The 18,469-nt window shown below is 59.3% G+C and carries 16 protein-coding genes; 4 read left to right on the forward strand and 12 right to left on the reverse strand.

Features of this window, described 5'->3' with window-relative positions; genetic code table 11:
• Window positions 1-35 precede the first annotated feature (35 nt).
• Complete coding sequence (locus tag FYJ52_RS03345) at window positions 36-830, forward strand: HAD-IIA family hydrolase (protein WP_154575851.1); 795 nt, start codon at window positions 36-38, stop codon at window positions 828-830.
• Window positions 831-866: 36 nt separating this feature from the next.
• Window positions 867-2,546 carry a ribulokinase gene (locus tag FYJ52_RS03350; protein ID WP_154575852.1) on the forward strand — a complete coding sequence of 560 codons (1,680 nt, stop codon included), beginning with the start codon at window positions 867-869 and terminating at the stop codon, window positions 2,544-2,546.
• A 117-nt stretch (window positions 2,547-2,663) separates the two neighbouring features.
• On the opposite strand, the gene serS is transcribed toward FYJ52_RS03350, so the two are convergent.
• The 12 genes from serS to pyrB form a co-directional block, all read right to left on the reverse strand.
• Window positions 2,664-3,944: a serine--tRNA ligase gene (gene serS, locus FYJ52_RS03355; RefSeq protein WP_154575853.1), complete on the reverse strand. Its 1,281-nt coding sequence runs from the start codon at window positions 3,942-3,944 to the stop codon at window positions 2,664-2,666.
• Window positions 3,945-3,971: 27 nt separating this feature from the next.
• A complete protein-coding gene (locus tag FYJ52_RS03360; RefSeq protein ID WP_154575854.1) occupies window positions 3,972-4,481 on the reverse strand; it encodes an SEC-C metal-binding domain-containing protein in 510 nt (169 codons plus the stop codon).
• Between the two features lie 179 nt (window positions 4,482-4,660).
• Complete coding sequence (locus FYJ52_RS03365) at window positions 4,661-5,656, reverse strand: diaminopimelate dehydrogenase (protein WP_154575855.1); 996 nt, start codon at window positions 5,654-5,656, stop codon at window positions 4,661-4,663.
• A gap of 78 nt (window positions 5,657-5,734) precedes the next feature.
• Complete coding sequence (locus FYJ52_RS03370; protein ID WP_154575856.1) at window positions 5,735-7,075, reverse strand: butyryl-CoA:acetate CoA-transferase; 1,341 nt, start codon at window positions 7,073-7,075, stop codon at window positions 5,735-5,737.
• A 92-nt stretch (window positions 7,076-7,167) separates the two neighbouring features.
• Window positions 7,168-8,172 (reverse strand): LCP family protein, encoded by a 1,005-nt coding sequence (locus FYJ52_RS03375; protein WP_154575857.1) that lies wholly within the window; start codon window positions 8,170-8,172, stop codon window positions 7,168-7,170.
• 45 nt (window positions 8,173-8,217) lie between these two features.
• Complete coding sequence (gene srtB, locus FYJ52_RS03380; RefSeq protein ID WP_154575858.1) at window positions 8,218-8,952, reverse strand: class B sortase; 735 nt, start codon at window positions 8,950-8,952, stop codon at window positions 8,218-8,220.
• A gap of 15 nt (window positions 8,953-8,967) precedes the next feature.
• Window positions 8,968-9,873: a dihydroorotate dehydrogenase gene (locus FYJ52_RS03385; protein WP_154575859.1), complete on the reverse strand. Its 906-nt coding sequence runs from the start codon at window positions 9,871-9,873 to the stop codon at window positions 8,968-8,970.
• Window positions 9,870-10,586 carry a dihydroorotate dehydrogenase electron transfer subunit gene (locus tag FYJ52_RS03390; protein WP_154575860.1) on the reverse strand — a complete coding sequence of 239 codons (717 nt, stop codon included), beginning with the start codon at window positions 10,584-10,586 and terminating at the stop codon, window positions 9,870-9,872. The genes FYJ52_RS03385 and FYJ52_RS03390 overlap by 4 nt, the downstream gene beginning before the upstream one ends.
• The gene (gene pyrF, locus FYJ52_RS03395; RefSeq protein ID WP_154575861.1) at window positions 10,577-11,431 is read right to left on the reverse strand and encodes an orotidine-5'-phosphate decarboxylase; all 855 of its coding nucleotides are present in this window, start codon (window positions 11,429-11,431) and stop codon (window positions 10,577-10,579) included. The genes FYJ52_RS03390 and pyrF overlap by 10 nt, the downstream gene beginning before the upstream one ends.
• Window positions 11,409-12,587, reverse strand: a complete 1,179-nt coding sequence (locus FYJ52_RS03400; RefSeq protein ID WP_154575862.1) for a dihydroorotase — start codon at window positions 12,585-12,587, stop codon at window positions 11,409-11,411. The genes pyrF and FYJ52_RS03400 overlap by 23 nt, the downstream gene beginning before the upstream one ends.
• A gap of 9 nt (window positions 12,588-12,596) precedes the next feature.
• Window positions 12,597-13,034 carry an aspartate carbamoyltransferase regulatory subunit gene (locus FYJ52_RS03405; RefSeq protein WP_154575863.1) on the reverse strand — a complete coding sequence of 146 codons (438 nt, stop codon included), beginning with the start codon at window positions 13,032-13,034 and terminating at the stop codon, window positions 12,597-12,599.
• Complete coding sequence (gene pyrB, locus FYJ52_RS03410; RefSeq protein WP_154575864.1) at window positions 13,031-13,984, reverse strand: aspartate carbamoyltransferase; 954 nt, start codon at window positions 13,982-13,984, stop codon at window positions 13,031-13,033. Before pyrB ends, FYJ52_RS03405 begins: the two co-directional genes overlap by 4 nt.
• Before the next feature lie 262 nt (window positions 13,985-14,246).
• Between pyrB and FYJ52_RS10280 the strand changes: the two genes are divergently transcribed.
• Both FYJ52_RS10280 and FYJ52_RS03420 read left to right on the forward strand, forming a co-directional pair.
• Window positions 14,247-15,872, forward strand: coding sequence for a DapH/DapD/GlmU-related protein (locus tag FYJ52_RS10280; RefSeq protein WP_205960749.1), 1,626 nt, complete (start codon window positions 14,247-14,249; stop codon window positions 15,870-15,872).
• A 105-nt stretch (window positions 15,873-15,977) separates the two neighbouring features.
• The gene (locus FYJ52_RS03420; RefSeq protein WP_154575866.1) at window positions 15,978-18,143 is read left to right on the forward strand and encodes an SIR2 family protein; all 2,166 of its coding nucleotides are present in this window, start codon (window positions 15,978-15,980) and stop codon (window positions 18,141-18,143) included.
• Window positions 18,144-18,469 lie beyond the last annotated feature (326 nt).

Consider the following 18,469-nt stretch of genomic DNA (forward strand, 5'->3'; position numbering starts at 1 on the left):
ACAATTTTAATATTAATACGAAATAAAGGAGTCCTATGCAAGCGAAAGACCAAGCGTTAAAAGACATCAAGCTCTTTGTTCTCGACATGGACGGCACCGTCTATCTCGGCAACAATCTGATCGACGGTTCCCTCGACTTTATCCACAAAGTCGACGACGACCCGAATCGGGATTACATTTTCTTCACCAACAACGCCTCCCGCGTGCCCAAGGTTTACGTCGACAAGCTCGCGAAAATGGGCCTCGACGTCGACGAATCCAAAATCGTCACCGCTGGCGACGTCTGCGCGGAATTTTTAAACGAAAATTATCCGGGCGCGAAGATCTTACTCAACGGGACGCCGCTGCTCGAAGAAAACTGGAAGGCCCGGGGCCTGAACCTCGTCGACGACAAGCCGGACGTCTGTGTCCAAAGCTTTGACACGACGATGACTTACGATAAGATGGATAAAATCTGCTACTACATCCGCAACGGCGTGCCCTTCATCGCGACCCACATGGACATCAACTGCCCGACCGAGGACGACTACATGCCCGACTGCGGCGCCATGTGCGCGCTGATCACCGCTTCCACCGGCGTCGAGCCGCGTTATCTCGGCAAGCCGTGGAAGGAAACGGTCGACATGATCACCGCGATCACGGGATGCCCGGCAGACAAGATGGGCTTCGTGGGCGACCGCCTCTACACCGATGTGGCCACCGGGGTCAACAACGGCGCCAACGGCTTCCTCGTCTTGACCGGTGAAGCGGATATGCAGACCGTCGCCGAATCCGACGTCGAACCGACGTGCATTTACGATTCGCTCTACGAAATGAGCCAGTATCTCTAAATTCATTTATATCATTTTAATAAAGGAAGGAAATCAATGGCAAAATATGTGATCGGTGTGGATTTCGGGACACTGTCCGCCCGCGCTATCTTAATCAATGTGGAAACCGGCGAAGCGAAGCTGCGCCTCAGTGAACAGCCCTACGCCCATGCTGTCATGGACACGGCGCTGCCGAGCGGCAAGAAGCTGCCGGTGGACTACGCCCTGCAGCACCCGCAGGACTACATCGAAAGTCTCTCGGCTGTGATCCCGGGCGTGCTCGAAAACAACGGCGTCACCCCGGATGAAGTCGTCGGCCTCGGCATCGACTTCACCGCCTGCACCGTGCTGCCCATCGCCAAAGACGGCACTCCGCTGTGCTGTACGGATAAATACAAGGACGACCCCATGGCTTACGTCCAGCTTTGGAAGCACCACGGTGCTCAGGACTACGCCAACCGCCTGACCGAAATCGCCGAAGCCCGGGGCGAAAAATTCCTCGAACGCTACGGCGGCAAGGCCTCGTCGGAAACCCTCTTCCCGCGGCTCTGGAAGATCGCCGAAGAAGATCCGGAACTTTACGCCGATATGGACGAATACATCGAAGCCGGCGACTGGATCGTCGGCCAGATCACCGGCCACTACGTGCGCAACTCCTGCGCTGCGGGCTACAAGGCCCTTTACAGCGACAGCGAAGGCTACCCGAGCGAAGCCTTCTTCGAAGCGCTCTCGTCCAAGCTTGAAAATGTCGTCGCCAAGAAACTCAAATATCCGGTGGTGCCCATCGGCTCCAAGGCCGGGGAAATCGACGACAATGGCGCGAAGATCACCGGCCTGAACAAAGGCACGGCCGTCGGCGTCGCCATCATCGACGCCCACTCCGGCGTGCCGGGGGCGCTGTCTGAACCGAAGGAAAACCAGATGGTCCTCATCATGGGCACCTCGGGCTGCCAGATGCTCATCTCCAAGAAGGAAACCGTTGTCCCCGGCTGTTTCGGCGTCGTCAAAGACGGGATGCTCCCAGGCTTCTACGGCTACGAATGCGGCCAGTCCGGCTTCGGCGATCACCTGGCGTGGTTCGTCGACAACTGCGTGCCGGCGTCCTACACTGAAGCGGCGCACAAGGCCGGCCAGAACATCCACCAATACCTGACGGAAAAGGCGGCAAAACTTAAGCCTGGCGAATCGGGGCTTCTCGCCCTCGACTGGTGGAACGGCAACCGCTCCGTCCTCGTGGACAACGATTTGACAGGGCTGATGCTCGGCATGCGCCTGACCACCAAACCGGAAGAAATGTACCGGGCGCTCATCGAAGCCATCGCCTACGGCACCCGGATGATCCTCGAAACCTTCGAGCAGGCCGGCATCGTCACCGATCACATCTTCGCGACCGGCGGCATGAGCCGCAAGAACGCGCTGCTCATGCAGATTTTCGCCGACATCTCCAAGCGGCCGATCTCCGTGGCCAGCTCTGAAAACGGCGGTGCCCTCGGCGCAGCGGTCCTCGGTGCCCTCGCAGCCGGAAAAGCCAATGGCGGCTACGACAACATCTTCGACGCGACCAAAGTTTTGGTTCAGCCGGCTGAAAAGACTTATACGCCCAATCCCGAAGCCAGCGCGGTGTACGACAAGCTCTTCACCGAATACGCGGCTCTTCACGACTATTTCGGCCGCGGGACCAACGACGTGATGAAACGGCTCAAGAAAATTCAGCTGGACGTCCTCGGCGAAGATTAATCCCATTCAAATGCTCGTTCAGAACTTCAGAACCCGGAATCTCCCGGGTTCTTTTTTATTGGACAAAAAAAAGACGGCTGAGGATTCAGCCGCCTTCAAAATGTGCGGGGTGATTGATTATTTGGCTTCGATTTTGGTCAGCCCGCCCATGAAATGCACGAGTTTTTCCGGAATCGTGACCGAGCCGTCGGCGTTCTGGTAGTTTTCGAGCACCGCCGCAAAGGTCCGGCCCACGGCCAGTCCGGAGCCGTTTAAGGTGTGGACGTACTGGGTGTGCTTGGTCACCGGGTCGCGGTAGCGGATGTTGGCCCGGCGCGCCTGGAAGTCTTCGCAGTTGGAGCAGGACGAAATTTCGACGTAGCGGTTGTAGCTCGGCATCCAGACTTCGATGTCGTAGGTCTTCGCCGCCGAGAAACCAATGTCCCCAGTGCAAAGTTCCACCACGCGGTACGGAATCTTCAGCTGTTTGAGGATTTCTTCGGCGTCGTTGGTCATGCTTTCGAGTTCGTCGTAGGATTCGCTCGGACGCGCGAACTTGACCATTTCGACTTTATCGAACTGGTGGTTGCGGATGAGGCCGCGGGTGTCTCGCCCGGCAGAGCCGGCTTCTTCTCTGAAGCACGGCGTGTAGGCGGTGAAGTGGATCGGCAGCATGTCGTTGTCGAGGATTTCGCCGCGGAAGGTGTTGGTCAGCGGGACTTCCGCCGTCGGCACCATGAAGAAGTCTTCCTTTTCGAGGTGGAAGGCGTCTTCTTCAAACTTCGGCAGCTGGCCGGTGCCGGTCATGGACGCGCGGTTGACCATGTACGGCGTCGACATTTCGGTGTAGTCCTGTTCAACGGTGTGGACGTGGAGCATGAAGTTAATCAGCGCGCGTTCGAGGCGGGCGCCCTGCCCGCAGAACATGGAGAAGCGGGCGCCGGTGAGCTTGTGGGCCCGGTCAAAATCGAGAATGCCGAGATCGGTCCCAAGATCCCAATGGGCCTTCGGTTCGAAATCAAACTGGCGCGGTTCGCCCCATTTGCGCACTTCGCGGTTGTCGCTGTCGTCGAGGCCGAGGACGATATCCGGATTGGGGATGTTCGGCAGGACCAGCAATTCGCTGCGCAGCTGTTTTTCGATGTCGGCCAAAGCGTCGTCGTCTTTTTTGATGTCTTCGGAGACTGCCTTCATTTCGGCAAACAGCGGCTGAAGGTCTTCGCCGGCGAGTTTGCGCTGCGGGATTTCCTTGGAGACCTGATTCTTTTTGGCTTTGAGCTGTTCGACGCGGCCGATGATTTCGCGGCGCTTGTCGTCGAGTTCGAGGATGTGGTCGACCGAAAAGGTGCCGCTGTTGCGGCTGTTCAGCGCCTTGACCACCGCTTCCGGATTTTCTCTAATACGTTTGATATCTAGCATGGATGTTCTCCTTCTCTCTTCAATGTTTTATGCGTTGCGGCCGCAGCAGTTCTTGTATTTCTTTCCGCTGCCGCAGGGGCACGGGTCGTTGCGGCCGATTTTCTTGCCCTTAACAACGGTGTTGCGGTTGCGGCATTTTTTGTAAATTTGTTTCTGAGTGTCTTTGTCCAGCACGTCGTTCCATTCGCTTAAGCCGTAGAGCCACGGTGCCGGCACCTTGACCATATTGTAATACAGCTTTTCGAAATCGTAATCCATTGAAATCATGGTGTCCGATTCGATGGTGTCGAGTTCCGGCAGCTTGCCCTTGATGCTTTCGAGGGCGCCGTCGAGGTAGCCTAAAATTTCAGTTTCGGGCATGTCGTAGCGCAGCGCCAAATCAGCGACGGTCCCTTCGACGTGGGGATCCTGGCGGCCGAGAATGTCTTCGTAAATGTGTTTTTCCCGTTCGCAGAAGCCATCCCAAAAGGCCTGCTGATCCTTCGGATTCTTGGAATGATCTTCGATGGTCTGTTTCCAATCCGCGTAAATACTCATGATTTTTATCCTCTCCTCTTTTGTGGAATTGCTCTTTTTACATACGCTTTTATTATAGCAAAGAAACGCCCCCCGGACAATTAGAGATGGGGGTTTTCTAAACGATTGGGGAAAAAACACAAAAAAACTTCCGCTTCGCGTCGCGGCAAAGCGGAAGATCAGGCGCCCGAAATACGGGCTTACATCATTTTTTCGAGCAATTCGTCCCGGCTCATCGGGCTGTAATAGGCCGGCGGCACGTCGAGCATGGTCTTGCAGCCGTAACTGCCTTCCTGGTTCATACGGTGGCAGGCTCTGGCGCAGGCCACGAGGACGCTGCCGGTAAATTCCGGGTTGGAGTCGAGGTTCAGACTGAATTCGACAACGGCCTTATCCTTGCCGTCCGGACCGACGCCGCCGCTGCGGATCACGAAGCCGCCGTGGGGCAGGCCGCTGTGGTCCCGCTGCATCTCTTCTTCTGTGATGAAGTGCACCGTCGTGTTGTAGTCTTCGAAATACGCCGGCATCGTTTTGATATCTTCGACGATATCGGCCTTGTCGTCTTCGGTGACGTCGTCGTCGCAGACGACGAAGACTTCGCGGGTGTGCATCTGCCCCGCTGTAAGCTCGGGCATCGCGCCGCCGCGGATGGCGTCCATCACATCCTGCACCGGCAGGGTGTATTGTCTGGCGTCCTTGACCCCGGGGATCTGGCGCACCGCATCGGAGTGGCCCTGGCTGACGCCCTTGCCCCAGAAGGTGTAGGCCTTTCCCGCCGGCAGGATGGCGCCGGTCATCACGCGGGCGACCGAGAACAGGCCCGGATCCCACCCGCAGGAGACGATGCTCGTCTTGTCGTTGGCGATATCCGAGGCGTTGACGTTGTCCACGTGCCACGGGATGTCGGCGTGGGTGTCAAAGGATTCCACCGTGTTGAAGAAATGGGCGTATTCCGGCGACATCCACGGCAGATCGGCTGCCGAGCCACCGCACAGAATCATCACGTCGATGTCATCCTGCATGGTTTTGCAGTCGTCGAGCTTATAAACGCCGACCCCTTCGGTCTGGATGGTGACCGCCGCCGGGTCGCGGCGGGTGAACACGCCGACCAGCTCCATGTCTGGATTCTGTTTAATCGCGGCTTCCACGCCGCGGCCCAAATTGCCGTAGCCCATGATCCCTACTCTTGTTTTCATAATCGATTCTCCCCTCGTATATGATTTAGATTTCTAATCTATAATTCTACGCCGGCGGGCAGGGTTTGTCAAAGGGTTTTACCGTTTATTGGAACGGCGCCAAATGTGCATCTTTTCTGCCGCCTTGATCAATTCGTCGCGGAAGTCCGGATCGGCGATGTTGATGAGCTGTTCGGCTCTTTCCCAGCAGGTCGCGCCCTTGAGGTAGGCCATGCCGTATTCGGTGACGATGTACATCGGGTTGGCACGGGTATCGGTGACGATGGAGCCTTCGGTCAAAGTCGGCTTGATGCGGGAGTGCTTGACGCCCTTCTTGTCGGTGAAGGACGAGGACATGCAGATGAAGCTTTTGCCGCCGTTGGATTTGTAGGCGCCGAGGACGAAGTCCAGCTGGCCGCCGGAGCCGGAGATCTGGCGGGTCCCTGCGGATTCCGCGTTGATCTGGCCGAATAAGTCCATGTCGACGGCGTTGTTGATCGAGATGAAGTTGTCGAATTCGCCGATGATGCTCGGGTCGTTGACGTAGTTGACCGGAGCCGCCATGCAGGCCGGGTTGTCATCGAGGAAGTCGTAGAGCTTCTTCGTGCCGGAGCCGAAGGCGTAGGTCTGTTTGTAGCGGTCGCGGGCTTTGCGGGCGCCGGTGATTTTGCCCTTCATCGTCAGGTCGACAAAGGAGTCGACGTACATTTCGGTATGGACCCCTAAATCCTTCAGATCCGATTCGCCGATGAGCGTGCCGACGGTGTTGGGCATGCCGCCGATGCCGAGCTGCAGGGTCGCGCCGTCGGGGATTTCCGCGACGATCTGGCGCGCCACGGCCAAATCTACTTCCGTCGGTTTGGTGGCGCCGCCGGTTTCGCGCATGGCTGGGTTGTCCCCTTCGACGATCATGTCCACCTTGGAGATATGCACCGCTTCTTCAATCCCGAGACAGCGCGGCACCGAGGTGTTGACTTCGACAATGACGACGTCGGCCTTGTTGACCACTTCCATCATGTGGGAGGCGTTGGGGCCGAAGTTGAAATAGCCGTGCTTGTCCATCGGCGCCGCCTGGAACATGGCCACGTTTAGCGGGTGGGGCATGTCGTGGTAATATCTCGGCACTTCCGAGTAGCGCACCGGGCCGTGAAAGACAAAGCCGTTGCCGACTTCGTGGCGGTCGATGCCGGAATAGAACCAGGAATTCCAGGTGAAGTGTTCCCCCGGGTTTTCCACGTCGAAGATCTTCGGACGGGACGGGATGATGCCGCCGTAGATGTTCAAATCGTGCAGCTCGGGCATGCGCTTCGCCAGCGCTTCGTCCAGCTTCTGCACCGTGCAGGTGACCCATCCGTAATCGATGTAATCGCCGTCTTTAATGACTTTGACCGCTTCGTCGGCGGTCGTCAGCTTGTCTGCGTATTCTTTCAAATAACTCATATTACCCTCCTCGTTATCAAAAACAATATATTCGCATTTTACGTTAAAATTATAACATTTATTGCCCCGGCTTTCAATTTATCAAGGGGATTCTATTGGCCCTTTAAAACCCCTTTAAGCCGGGAGACGGCCGCCGCAGCCGAGCCTTGATCCAGCTGCACCCCGCCCGAAACCGCCGTGCCGGTCACCGCGTAGGTGCTCGTCTGCCAGCCCGACGGCGACTGGGCCAGCTGGGCGAACTGCCTGGCGCTGAAATCCGTCTTCACCGTCCGGCACAGGCCCGCCATCACCGCGCTGTACTGGGTAAGGGCCCGCTCCGAGGCCATTTTGCGGATCACCGCGTCGAGCACGCGAAGCTGATTGGCGCTGTTTCCCGCGCCGAAGGCCAGGGCCTCGCGGCCGTTTAAGGTGTTGGTCCCGACGATAAAGGTGTGCCCGCCCGAAGTGAAGGTCTCGCTGGCGGTGACCCGGATGCCGCCCATTTCGTCGATGGTGGCCTTCAGCCCTTCGGGACTGAGGCGGACCCGGTGGCCGGCCTGAATGCCGAAAAGGTTCGCCATCGCCGAAACCGCGTCATCAAAGCTCAAGCTGTCCAGACGGACCGTACCGCCCGCCCCGGCGACAAGGGCAGAGGCCGGCAGGCTCACCGCCTCGATTTTCTTCGTCTCGGGGTTGACCGCGGCGAAGGCGTACATCGCCCCCTCTCCGGCGTTGGCGTCTGCAGCCAGGGCCAGGGCGAAGGGCTGGCTCACCGCCGCTCCGGCGGCTTTGTCCGAGGTGAAGACTGCATCCCCCGCTTTTTTCGCGATGGTCGCGGTGCGAAAGCCGATCAGGCACAAAGCCGCAATCACCACCGCCGCGATGCAGGGCGCCGTGTAGCGCCGGGTGCGGGTGGAGAACCGGGTGTCTTTGTCCGGGCGGAACACCGCCCAGCCGATTCCCGCGATCAGCCCGGCGGCGACGGCCGCGGATAAGGCCACCGCCCAAGCCGGCACCACACCGAGGCGCGCCCCCTGAACGACGAACAGCACAAGGGACAGGCTCATCAGCGCCCACAGCCCCTTCGCCAGGATTGCCATCATTTTCTGTCGATGCATACGTTTTCCTTTCTCGGTTAAAAAAAGCGGCTTTCGCCGCTTCGCTCACTGATCCACCCGCGTCGGCACGGCGATGACGATGTAGCGGGCATCGTCGTAGTCGTAAGCACAGGTGGACAGGGTGACGATTTTCGACACCGTCAGCCTGTCAATGCCGGCATCGAAGGTCGACTCCGACGCCGTATTCGCCAGCACCGCCTGCACCTTAGCCAAATCGAAGGCCGAATAAATCAGGCTGTCCGCCGGAGCGGTGTAGCCGCGGATGAGATCCAGACGGTAATTGCCCTCGGGCGTCAAATACCATAGGTATGGGTGCGCCTGGTAGTAATCCGCCTTTCTGTAGTGGGCGAGGGTGCCGAACATCGAGCCGTTTTTCATCGCGTGGCCATAGATGATGGTGTTGGGGCCGCTTAAATCCTTGGGGCTGTTGACGTCGACGAAGAGTGTCCCCGAGAAGTTCTTCGTGCCGTTGACGAGCTTGTGCAGGTATTCGCTGTTGTCCTTCCCCTGGACCACCGGGTAATTGATGGGTGTGCCCTTGCAGTAAAGCCAGCCGACAACGTCCGGGTTCTCGGCCCTGAGCTTGTCAAAATCTACCGTAATGGGCACGTGATCCCGGTCCCCATCGCTTTTTTTCGTCGTGACGGCCTTGGCCGCCGTCTGCTTGTAGGTGTCGGTGCCTTTTTTGTACTTGAGGTAGATGCGCACCAGCTGCGCGCCGGAGAAGGCGATCACCCCGATGCAGATCAGCATTAAAAGCCGGTACAAAAACTTCTTCATAGGCAGCCGGGCTTTCTAGAGAATGCCGCGGACCTCGTCGATATTCGCAAGGCCTTGATCCGCGCAGTATTGTTCGAGGCCGTCGACGATGTCCACCGCCGCTGTCGGCGTCACGAAGCTCATGGTGCCCACTTGAACACAGGCCGCGCCGATCATGATGAATTCCAGGGCGTCGCGCCAGGTGGCGATGCCGCCGAGGGCCATGACCGGGATTTTCACCCCGTGGATGACTTGATGGGCCATGCGCAGGGCGATGGGCTTGACCGCCGGGCCCGACAGCCCCGCGTAGACGTTGTCGAAGACGATGCGCCTTTTGTCAATGTCCACGGCCATGCCCTGAATGGTGTTGATCAGGCTTAGGCCCGCTGCACCGGCTTCTTCGCAGGCCCGGGCGACGGCCACGAGGTCTGGGGCGTTGGGGGTCAGCTTGGCCACGACCGGATGGGTGGACGCTTCGACGACTTTCCGGGTGATGGCGTAGGCCTGGTCCGGATCCATGCCAAAGGCCATCCCGCCGCATTGGACGTTGGGGCAGGAAATGTTGAGCTCGATGAGAGCCACGGGCAGATCGTTGAATTTCTCGACGGCGCCGACGTAGCTCGCTTCGTCCGAGCCCCCGACGTTGGGAATGGTCACCGTGTCGATGCCCGACAGGTGAGGCCATTCGTTTTCGATGAAGGCGTCGACCCCCGGGTTTTCCAGCCCGATGGAATTGAGCAGGCCCGCCGGCGTTTCCCAGAGGCGCTCGCCGGTATTGCCCGGCCGGGGCGTCAGGGTCAGCCCTTTGGTGCACAAGCCGCCGAGGCGGCTCAAATCGTAAATCTTTTCAAATTCGCGGCCGAAGCCGAAAGTCCCCGACGCCGTGACGACAGGGTTCTTGAAGGTCACGCCCGCAAATTGGGTTTCAAGACGCGCGCTCATTGGGCACCTCCCCACATCAATGCTTCCCGGGTGAAGACCGGGCCGTCAGAACAGACCTGGCGGCTGCCGTCCGCCGTCGCAATGGAGCAGCCGAGACAGACGCCCATGCCGCAGGCCATGCGCTTTTCGAGGGACAGGTAGACGTCGTGCTTCGGCGGCACCGTGTCGGCCAGGGCCTGCATCATGATGTTGGGCCCGCAGCCGATGACGGATTCGCCGCGTTTGACCTCGACGACATCGGTGATGATGCCGCCGATGTTGACGATAACGTCGTCGGCCACTTCGTTAAAGGCCTCGACGTAATAGGATTCGGTCGAGAAGCCGAGATAGGCCCGGACCTTGCGGCGCTTGTGCTTAGCCTTGAAATCTTTGATCGCGTACAGAAGCGGAGCGATGCCGATCCCGCCGCCGACGGCCACGAGATTGGTCTTGATATCGGGAAAGCCGTTGCCGTGGGGGCCGTCGAGGGTGATGACATCCATGGGCTCAAGCTGGCTCATGAGCCGCGTCCCCTGCCCCTTGACCATGTAGAGAAAGGTCAGGGTGCCGGCCGCCGCGTCGTAGTCGCAGACCGAGATCGGCCGGGACAGCAGCGGGTCGCGCTCCCAGGCCCGGACCATGAAGAACTGCCCGGGTTTCACCTCGCCCTGCCAGGCCACTTCCATGAGATAAATGCCTTCGGCGACGGCGTAATTGGATTTGATTACAGCCATTGCAGGATATCCTCTTTCATCGCCGCCGCCGCATCGCGGATGTAATCGACGAAATCAGGACCCTCCGTCTTGCCCCGATGGGCGCAGATGATCCCACGGGATGAATTGATCACGGCGCAGCGGGAGCGCTTGAAGATGTCTGCGATGTCTTTGCCTGTGCCGCCCTGGGCGCCGTACCCGGGAACGAGGAAGAAGGTGTGGGGGCAGCGGGCCTGGATATCGGCGAAGGCTTCGGGGTAGGTCAGGCCGACCACCGCGCCCACGGCCGAGTAGCCCGATTCGCCGACGAGATCCCCGCCCCATTTTTCGACGAGATCCGCCATTTTTTCAAAAACTTGTTCTCCATCTTCGAGTTTCTGTTCTTGAAGATCTTTCGCTGATGGATTGGAGGTATGGGTCAGGATAAACAGCCCCTTGTCGTGATCTTTCACGTAGGGCAGATACGGGGACACGGCGTCATAGCCCATATAGGCGTTGACGGTCAGGAAATCCACCTCGAAATCCCCTTCGAAATGGCCCCGGGCGTATTGTTCGGCAGTGGAGGCGATGTCCCCGCGTTTGCAGTCGCCGATGACGAGCTTGCCCTGTGCTCTGGCGTATTGCACGGTGCGGGCGTAGGCGCTCATCCCTTCGAGGCCGAGGGCCTCGTAACAAGCTACCTGCACTTTGTAGCACCCCGCCAAATCGGCGGTGGCATCGATGATTTTCTTGTTGAATTCGAAGATCTTTTCGCCGTCGTTGGTGTCCATATTGGCGATACAGGCCGGCAGATAATCGATTTTGGTGTCGAGGCCGACACACACCGGGCTTTCCGCCGCGGCCTTATACAAACGATCCATGATCATAGATGATGCGTCCTCCTTTCACGGTCAATAAGACCTGTCCTTTGAGCCATTTGGCGTCAAAGGGCGTGTTGTGGCTTTTTGAAACGAATTGCGAACTGTCCACCTGCCATTCCAGATCGGGATCCACGAGGACCAGATCGGCCGGGTAGGTTTCGGCGATGAGCCCGTTTTTCAGGCCCAGGCGTTCGGCCGGCTTCTGGCTCATCATCTGAGACAGGCGGACCAAATCCATGCCCGCGGCGGCAAAGGCCGTGTGGTACATGGCGAAGGCCGTTTCGAAATTGTTGATCCCGGGCGACCCCTTGAGCTTGTCTTCGTCCGAGTGGGGCGCGTGGTCGGTGCCGCAGCAGTCGATGGCGCCGGAAAGCGCGCCTTCCAGCAAAGCCTTGCGGTCCGCCCAGGCGCGAAACGGCGGGTGCACCCGGTAGCTCAGGCCCGAGGCGTACACGTGGTGGGGCGTCACCTCGCAGGTGATGTCCAGCCCCTGTTTTTTCCCGGCGACGATGGCGTCGAGAGTGGCCTTTTTCGAGATGTGGCAGATGTGCAGCTTGGCGCCCGGGTAGTCTTTCAAAATTTCGATGTCCCGGACGACGGTTTCGGTTTCGGGCTCGTTGTGGGTAGCGATGACGGCGCCGGTTTCGGCGCTGGCCTTAAAGGCTGCCCGCATGACGTCGGGGTTGTCGACGTTGTGGCCGTCGTTGGAGAAAATCGGCGTCACTTTGGACAAGGCGCCGAAGTCCACGAGGTCGAAGGTGAAATTGGAGAAATCCTTGGTCACCGCCGACACCTGAATCATCTCGGTCAGGCCCAGGGCGTTGCCCCGCTTCATGTTGTCCGCCACCTTTTCGGCTGTGTCCATCACGGGTTTGGTGTTGGCCATAGGGCAGACGGTGGTGAAGCCGCCCTTGGCCGCCGCGTGAAGCCCGGTGGACAAATCTTCTTTGTAGGTCAGGCCCGGATCTCTCAGGTGGCAGTGCATGTCGATGAACCCCGGCATGAGCACCTTGCCTGCGCCGTCGATTTCGCGGTCGTAGTCGGTCTGGACCCGTCCCCTTTCCTTGTAAACTTTGCGGATTTTTCCGTCCTCGGTCATCACCTTGCCGCGGCGCACGCCGGTGCCGTCGACGATGGTGACGTTCTTAAAAAGTAGTCTCATGTCCTGTCCTCAGTTTTCTTCTGGTTTGAATTTGGTGTAGGCGTCGCAGTACTCGCAGCGGTAAATCTTTTCGGATTCGTCGACGAGATAAAAATGGACGTCCTTCACCGGTTCGTGGTTGGTGATGCACCGCGGATTCTTGCACTTCATGATGCCGACGACCTCCCGCGGCAAAGTCAACTTGAGCTTGCTGGTGACCTTGCCCTGCTGGACGAAGTTGATCGTCACATTGGGGTCGATGAGGCCGAGGACGTTCATGTTGATCTTGAAATCCGTTTCGATTTTGATCATGTCCTTGGTGCCGGTTTTGTTGCTCGGGATGTTGGTGAGCAACACCACCGGGTCGGTCAGCTCGTCGAGATGGAGCTGCTTGAAAATGTGAATGCCGTGGCCGGCTTCGATGTGGTCGATCACGATGCCTTTTTTGAGTTCCGATACGTTAATCATTTTGCCACCCCCAGTAATTTGCTGATCAGCGCCATGCGCACGTACATACCGAATTTCGCCTGCTTGAAGTACACGGCCCGGGGGTCGTCGTCCACTTCGGTGGCGATTTCGTTGACCCGGGGCAGCGGGTGCATGACGATCATGTCGTCCTTGGCGCGCTTCATTTTGTGGCGGTCCAGAATGTAGACGTCTTTCAAGCGGATGTACTCTTCTTCGTTGACGAAGCGTTCCCGCTGGACGCGGCTCATGTACAGGATGTCCACGTCGCCGATGACGTCGTCGAGGCTGTCGGTCTCGACGTAGGAGCCTTCCGGCAGCATCGACAGGAAATATTCGGGCATACGCAATTCCTTCGGCGAGATGAAGATGAAGCGGTTGTCCGGGTAGCGGTTGAGGGTCTTCACCAGAGAATGAATGGTGCGCCCGAAGAGCAGGTCCCCGCAGACGCCGACGGTGTGGCCGCTGCAGCTGCCCAGCAGGTGGCGGATGGTGAGCAGGTCCGTCAGCGTCTGGGTCGGGTGTTCGTGGCCGCCGTCGCCGGCGTTGATCACCGGCATCCCGGGCACGGACTGGGCGAAGAGCCGGGCCGTCCCTTCCCGCGGGTGGCGGATCACGGCGAGGTCCGCGTAGCAGGAGATGATTTTCGCCGTGTCCATCAGGGTTTCGCCCTTGGACACCGACGAGGTGTTGGGGTCGTCGAAGCCGAAGACCCGCCCGCCGAGGCGCATCATCGCCGATTCAAAGCTGAACCGCGTCCGGGTCGAGGGTTCGTAAAACAAACTGGCCATCAGTTTCCCTTTGGCTAAGTCCATGGCGGCGCCGGGGTCGGCGATGATCTGGTCGGCCAATTCGAAAATCGACTCCAATTCCGCTACCGTAAAATCTCCAGGTTCGATCAGCTGGCGCCCGGTTAAATCGATGCGCGCGGCCTCTCCTTGTCTGTCTGACATGACAGCCTCCTCACTATATCTTTAAAAACACATTTTGCGTTGGTCCTAAAAATGCTTATACTTTATTTATTTTATTTGATTTGGGCCTTTTCGTCAACAAGAAAGGCGCGGGGGCCGGCAGGGGGCATCCGCAAAATTTTCTGTAAAAATTTCTAGTGAATCGACAATATACTCTACACGCTTTTTAATGAAATCGTGTTATCATGGAAGTAATTCTTTTAAACCAGTACACACACCAGGAATCACCTTGGAGGGAGTAGATATGTCAGACGATTTTAAACAACCCACGGTCGAAGATTTCGAACGGATTTCCGCGCCCCAGGAAAAACGCCTGTGGGCCGATTTCTTAAAGGATAAGGCCGCGGCCCATTTCCAGCGCAGCATCATGGCCGGGATGGACCATTTCCTGTTTTACTGCCCCGACGCCCAATTCGTCGTCGAGCTGGAAAAATTCCATCACTTTTCCGATTCCGCCGGCACAGGCTCGGGCCGCAAGGGCGACGCCCTCAGAAACATGGGGCTTAAGCTCATGTCCTTCACCTACCGAGAAGTGGACGCCGATTTTGACGGCGTGTGCTTCAAGATCAATAAGGCCATCGAACGGGCGAAGAACCAGAAGAGCCTGGTGGACATCCCCCACCGGCGCCGCCTGCCTTTGGACGACGACGAAACCGTCCACGCGAACAGTGGCTACAAAGTCACCGTATCCGGCGATTACAAGCTCGAAGGCCGGGAAGATTTCGCCAAGCGCAAGGCGGATGAAGGCACCTACACCGGCAACGCCGACCTGCTGAAGAACGTCGCCGACGATGTCTCCGGCGGGACTTACGGCGGCAACGCGGCGGTCATGGGCGGCTTCTCCACCGACGTGCCCACCTACGGCGGCAACGCCGGCATCACCGACAGCCTGGGCGGCACCTCCGATGTGCCCACCTACGGCGGCAATTCCGGCATCACCGACAGCCTGGGCAAATCCGCTGAGGTGACGACGTACGGCGGCAACGCCCACATTCTTAAAAATGATGACACTGAGGCCCCGGACGGGTATACTTATAATCAGTACAACAAGCGCCCGGTCGAAGACATTCCCCTCAAGGGGAACTGGCAGCGGGTCAAGGCGGCCAAGGCGGCCGAAAAGGACGATTCGGGGGAGCCTGAAGCTGAAGCCTTTTCCGGGGCTTCAGCGCGCCCCGACGCCCCGGCGAAAGAAACAGCGCCAGCCCCAGAAGCCGCACCAGCCCCCGACCCGGCGCCTGACGGTGGGACCATCACCCACACGCCTGCCGCGGCGGCTGCCCTCAAGGCCGCGGTGGAGCCCGATACCCGGAGGCCTGAAATGAAAACCACATCCAACGACACCCCGGCGAAAAAGCCGGACAAGCACATTTTTATCGCGAAGAACGCCACCGTCGTCGGTGACGTCCGCGTCGGCGAAGATTCGTCGATCTGGTACGCGGCGGTGGTCCGCGGCGACCAGGCGCCCATCACCATCGGCGAGCGCACCAACGTCCAGGACGGCTCCGTCGTCCACGTGGACATCAAGACGCCGACCATCATTGGCGACGGCGTCACCATCGGCCACAATTGCACGATCCACGGCTGCGATATCGGCGACAACGTCCTCATCGGGATGGGGGCGACGGTCATGAACCGCGCCAATATCCCCGACAATTGCATCGTCGGCGCCGGCGCCCTGGTCACCCAGGGGAAGACCTTCCCCGAAGGTTCGCTGATTCTCGGCTCGCCGGCCAAGGCGGTCCGCCAGCTGACTGACGAAGAAATCCAGGGGATCCGCGACAACGCGGCCGAATACGTCCAGCTCATGGATTTAGAGCCGGGCCGGGATTTCGAAGCCATTCCCGGCGGTTTCGTCAAGACCCTTGACTAAGACCCTTTTTGCATCACAGGCGCAGCGTTTTGCTGCGCTTTTTTTCATGCGCCCCTCGGCCCCTTAGGCTATAATAGGGCGTAGACACACAAAGGAGGTGGCAGGATGGATTGGATTCATTCGGTGCGAGCCATTCAGCGGGCTCAGGGGAAAAATCAGCTGGTGATTTTCGTGGGCTCGGGGGTATCGGCCAATTCGGGGCTGCCTACGTGGAAGCAGATGATCCGCCAGATCGCCGCGCGCCTGCCGGCGGATTTCAACAGCGACGCGCCCTTTAATCCCGAGGTCTACCTGCGCATCCCCGAATATCTCTACGAGCAGGACGACTCCCCCGGCCACGCCGCCTATTACCGGGCGATCACCGAAATTTTAAAGAGCGAGGCGCCGGCCAACCCCATCGACGAGCTGATTTTCGAGATCCGCCCCCACCACATCGTCACCACCAATGTCGACGATTTGCTGGAGCGCTCCGACTCCCTCAACACCCGGCTTTATGCCGTCGTCTCCCAGGACGCGGACCTGCTCTCGGTGTCTTCGGACCGGTATCTGATCAAAATGCACGGAGACATCAAGGACCCGAAGACCGTCGTCGTCAAGGAGAGCGATTACCTCGACTACGAGCAGAATCACCCACTTGTGGCCACCTTCATCCGCTCTCTGCTGATCAACCACACCTTTCTGTTCATCGGCTACTCCCTCAACGACTACAATCTGAATTTGATTCTCAACTGGATCAATTTCTTCAGGAAGCAGCACCGGGTGGCCCGCCGGCCCCAGAACATCCTCGTCCAGACCAAGACGCCCTCGCCCTACGAGGTGCGCCGCCTGGCCAGCCGCAACCTCTCGGTGGTGGACCTCAACACCCTGCCCGAGGTGATCCTCCGCCGGGCGCCGATCCCGCCGTCGCTGACGGCCCCCTTCGGCCGACGGCTCTACGCCTACCTGCGCTGCGTCACCGACGACAGGCTGTTTCAGCACGTCCTCTCCCTGGCTGACACCTTGGACGAGCGGCTCACGCCCCTGCTCGCTTACGGGCGCATCGCGGCGGACGACTTGCTGGGGGCCTTCGATTTCGGTCCGACGGAGCTGGTGGACACGACCCTCATCCTCAAGGATCCGGAGATGTTCCGCCGGCTGATTCCGGTGTTTAAGGACCGGCGCGGCGTGGCTCCCGCCGCCTTCGCCAGGGCCGGCATCGATGCCCTCGCCTGCGCCGGGGAGCCACCCTTCGCCCTGCCGGACTGCCCGACCCGAACGCCCAAAGCAGCCGCCCTCCTCTGGGATTACCTCGACAACCGCGCCCTCGACCTCCAGGACGATCTCGAGACCGCATCTCCTGCGGCGCAGATCGGCTACGGCCATCTCCTGGGCCACGACCCGGCGCCGGCTGTCGCCAAAGACGCCGAGACCTTCGACCCCGAGGACACCATCGCCTGGCTCCTCCACACCCTGCGGACCCACCTGGCCCAGGGGGAAAGCCGGGCCGCGCTCTCCCGGCTCCTTTCCGCCGAGTGGGTGGCCGCCCAGCCGGGGACGGCCTTTCTGCGCCAGCTCTTCCAGTCCACGGCGACCGACCAGTTCAAAATGATGACCGACCGGGACCGCCTGGAGGACCAGCTGCGGGACGGCCGGGGCGACCCTCGGGTAATCCGCCGCATCGCCGGACGGCTTTCGGCCCGGGCCCGGGGCTATTGGTTTTACATCCGGGACAACCATCTGCCCTTCGAAGGCTCCGCCGACGCCCAGGCTTACCTCAAGTACGCCATTCAGGGGATGCTCTGCCTGGCGGGGGCGCCGAAGCTCGCCCGCCCCTGGGACGCGGTGGACCTGGACATCGTGACTAAATTCGCCAAGCCCCGGGAGCTTAAGCGCTGGCTTGTGCGCTACCGCCCGGCGGTCATTCCCTTCGCCGACCCGAAGCGGCCAGTCGTCATTTTCGAGCACCTCTGCGCCAGCCTTCAAGCCTTCCGGGATCCGCGCTGGCTGGATCCGCTGGCCAACCTGGTGACGCTGATCGCGGTCAACCCCACAGACGAGGGCCTGTGGCGGCAGCTGGCGGCTGCAGGGCTGCCGGCGGTGCTCGCCGTGCTGATCCGCCATTCGGAACGGGCGGCCGGCATCTTCCCGACGGCGGCCCGGCTCATCACCGCCTGCGCCGGGGACGTCCCGGACCGGGGACGGTGGCTGGCCCTCTTGTCCCAGACGGCTTTCGAGAAGCGCCTGGGGCGGTTCCCCGAGTACCAATCGGTGATCGCGGCCCTCAGGGGCTGACATTTCCCGGGAAATAATCGGCAGAACGCATAAACGCCTTAAGTTTAGCTTAAATTTTAGGGCGAATTGGCGCCGAGGTCTTGCGCTTCCGGTGTAAACGGTTTATAATGCCCATATAAGGAAATTTCCTTTTCCAGATAGATACTTAATCGTTGTTGGTTCGGCAGAATTCGTATTCTCAATTAACTTCTTTTCCTAGTAAATGGTTCGATTGGATATCGGCCATGATTTAAAAGACGTTCGGCGGAATTCGTATTCAGGCCGTTATGAAACGGCAGTGACGTATTTGTTTGGCAGAATTCGTATTCTAAAAAGATTTTTCAAAT

Source organism: Pseudoramibacter porci, assembly GCF_009696145.1.
Classification (GTDB): domain Bacteria; phylum Bacillota; class Clostridia; order Eubacteriales; family Eubacteriaceae; genus Pseudoramibacter; species Pseudoramibacter porci.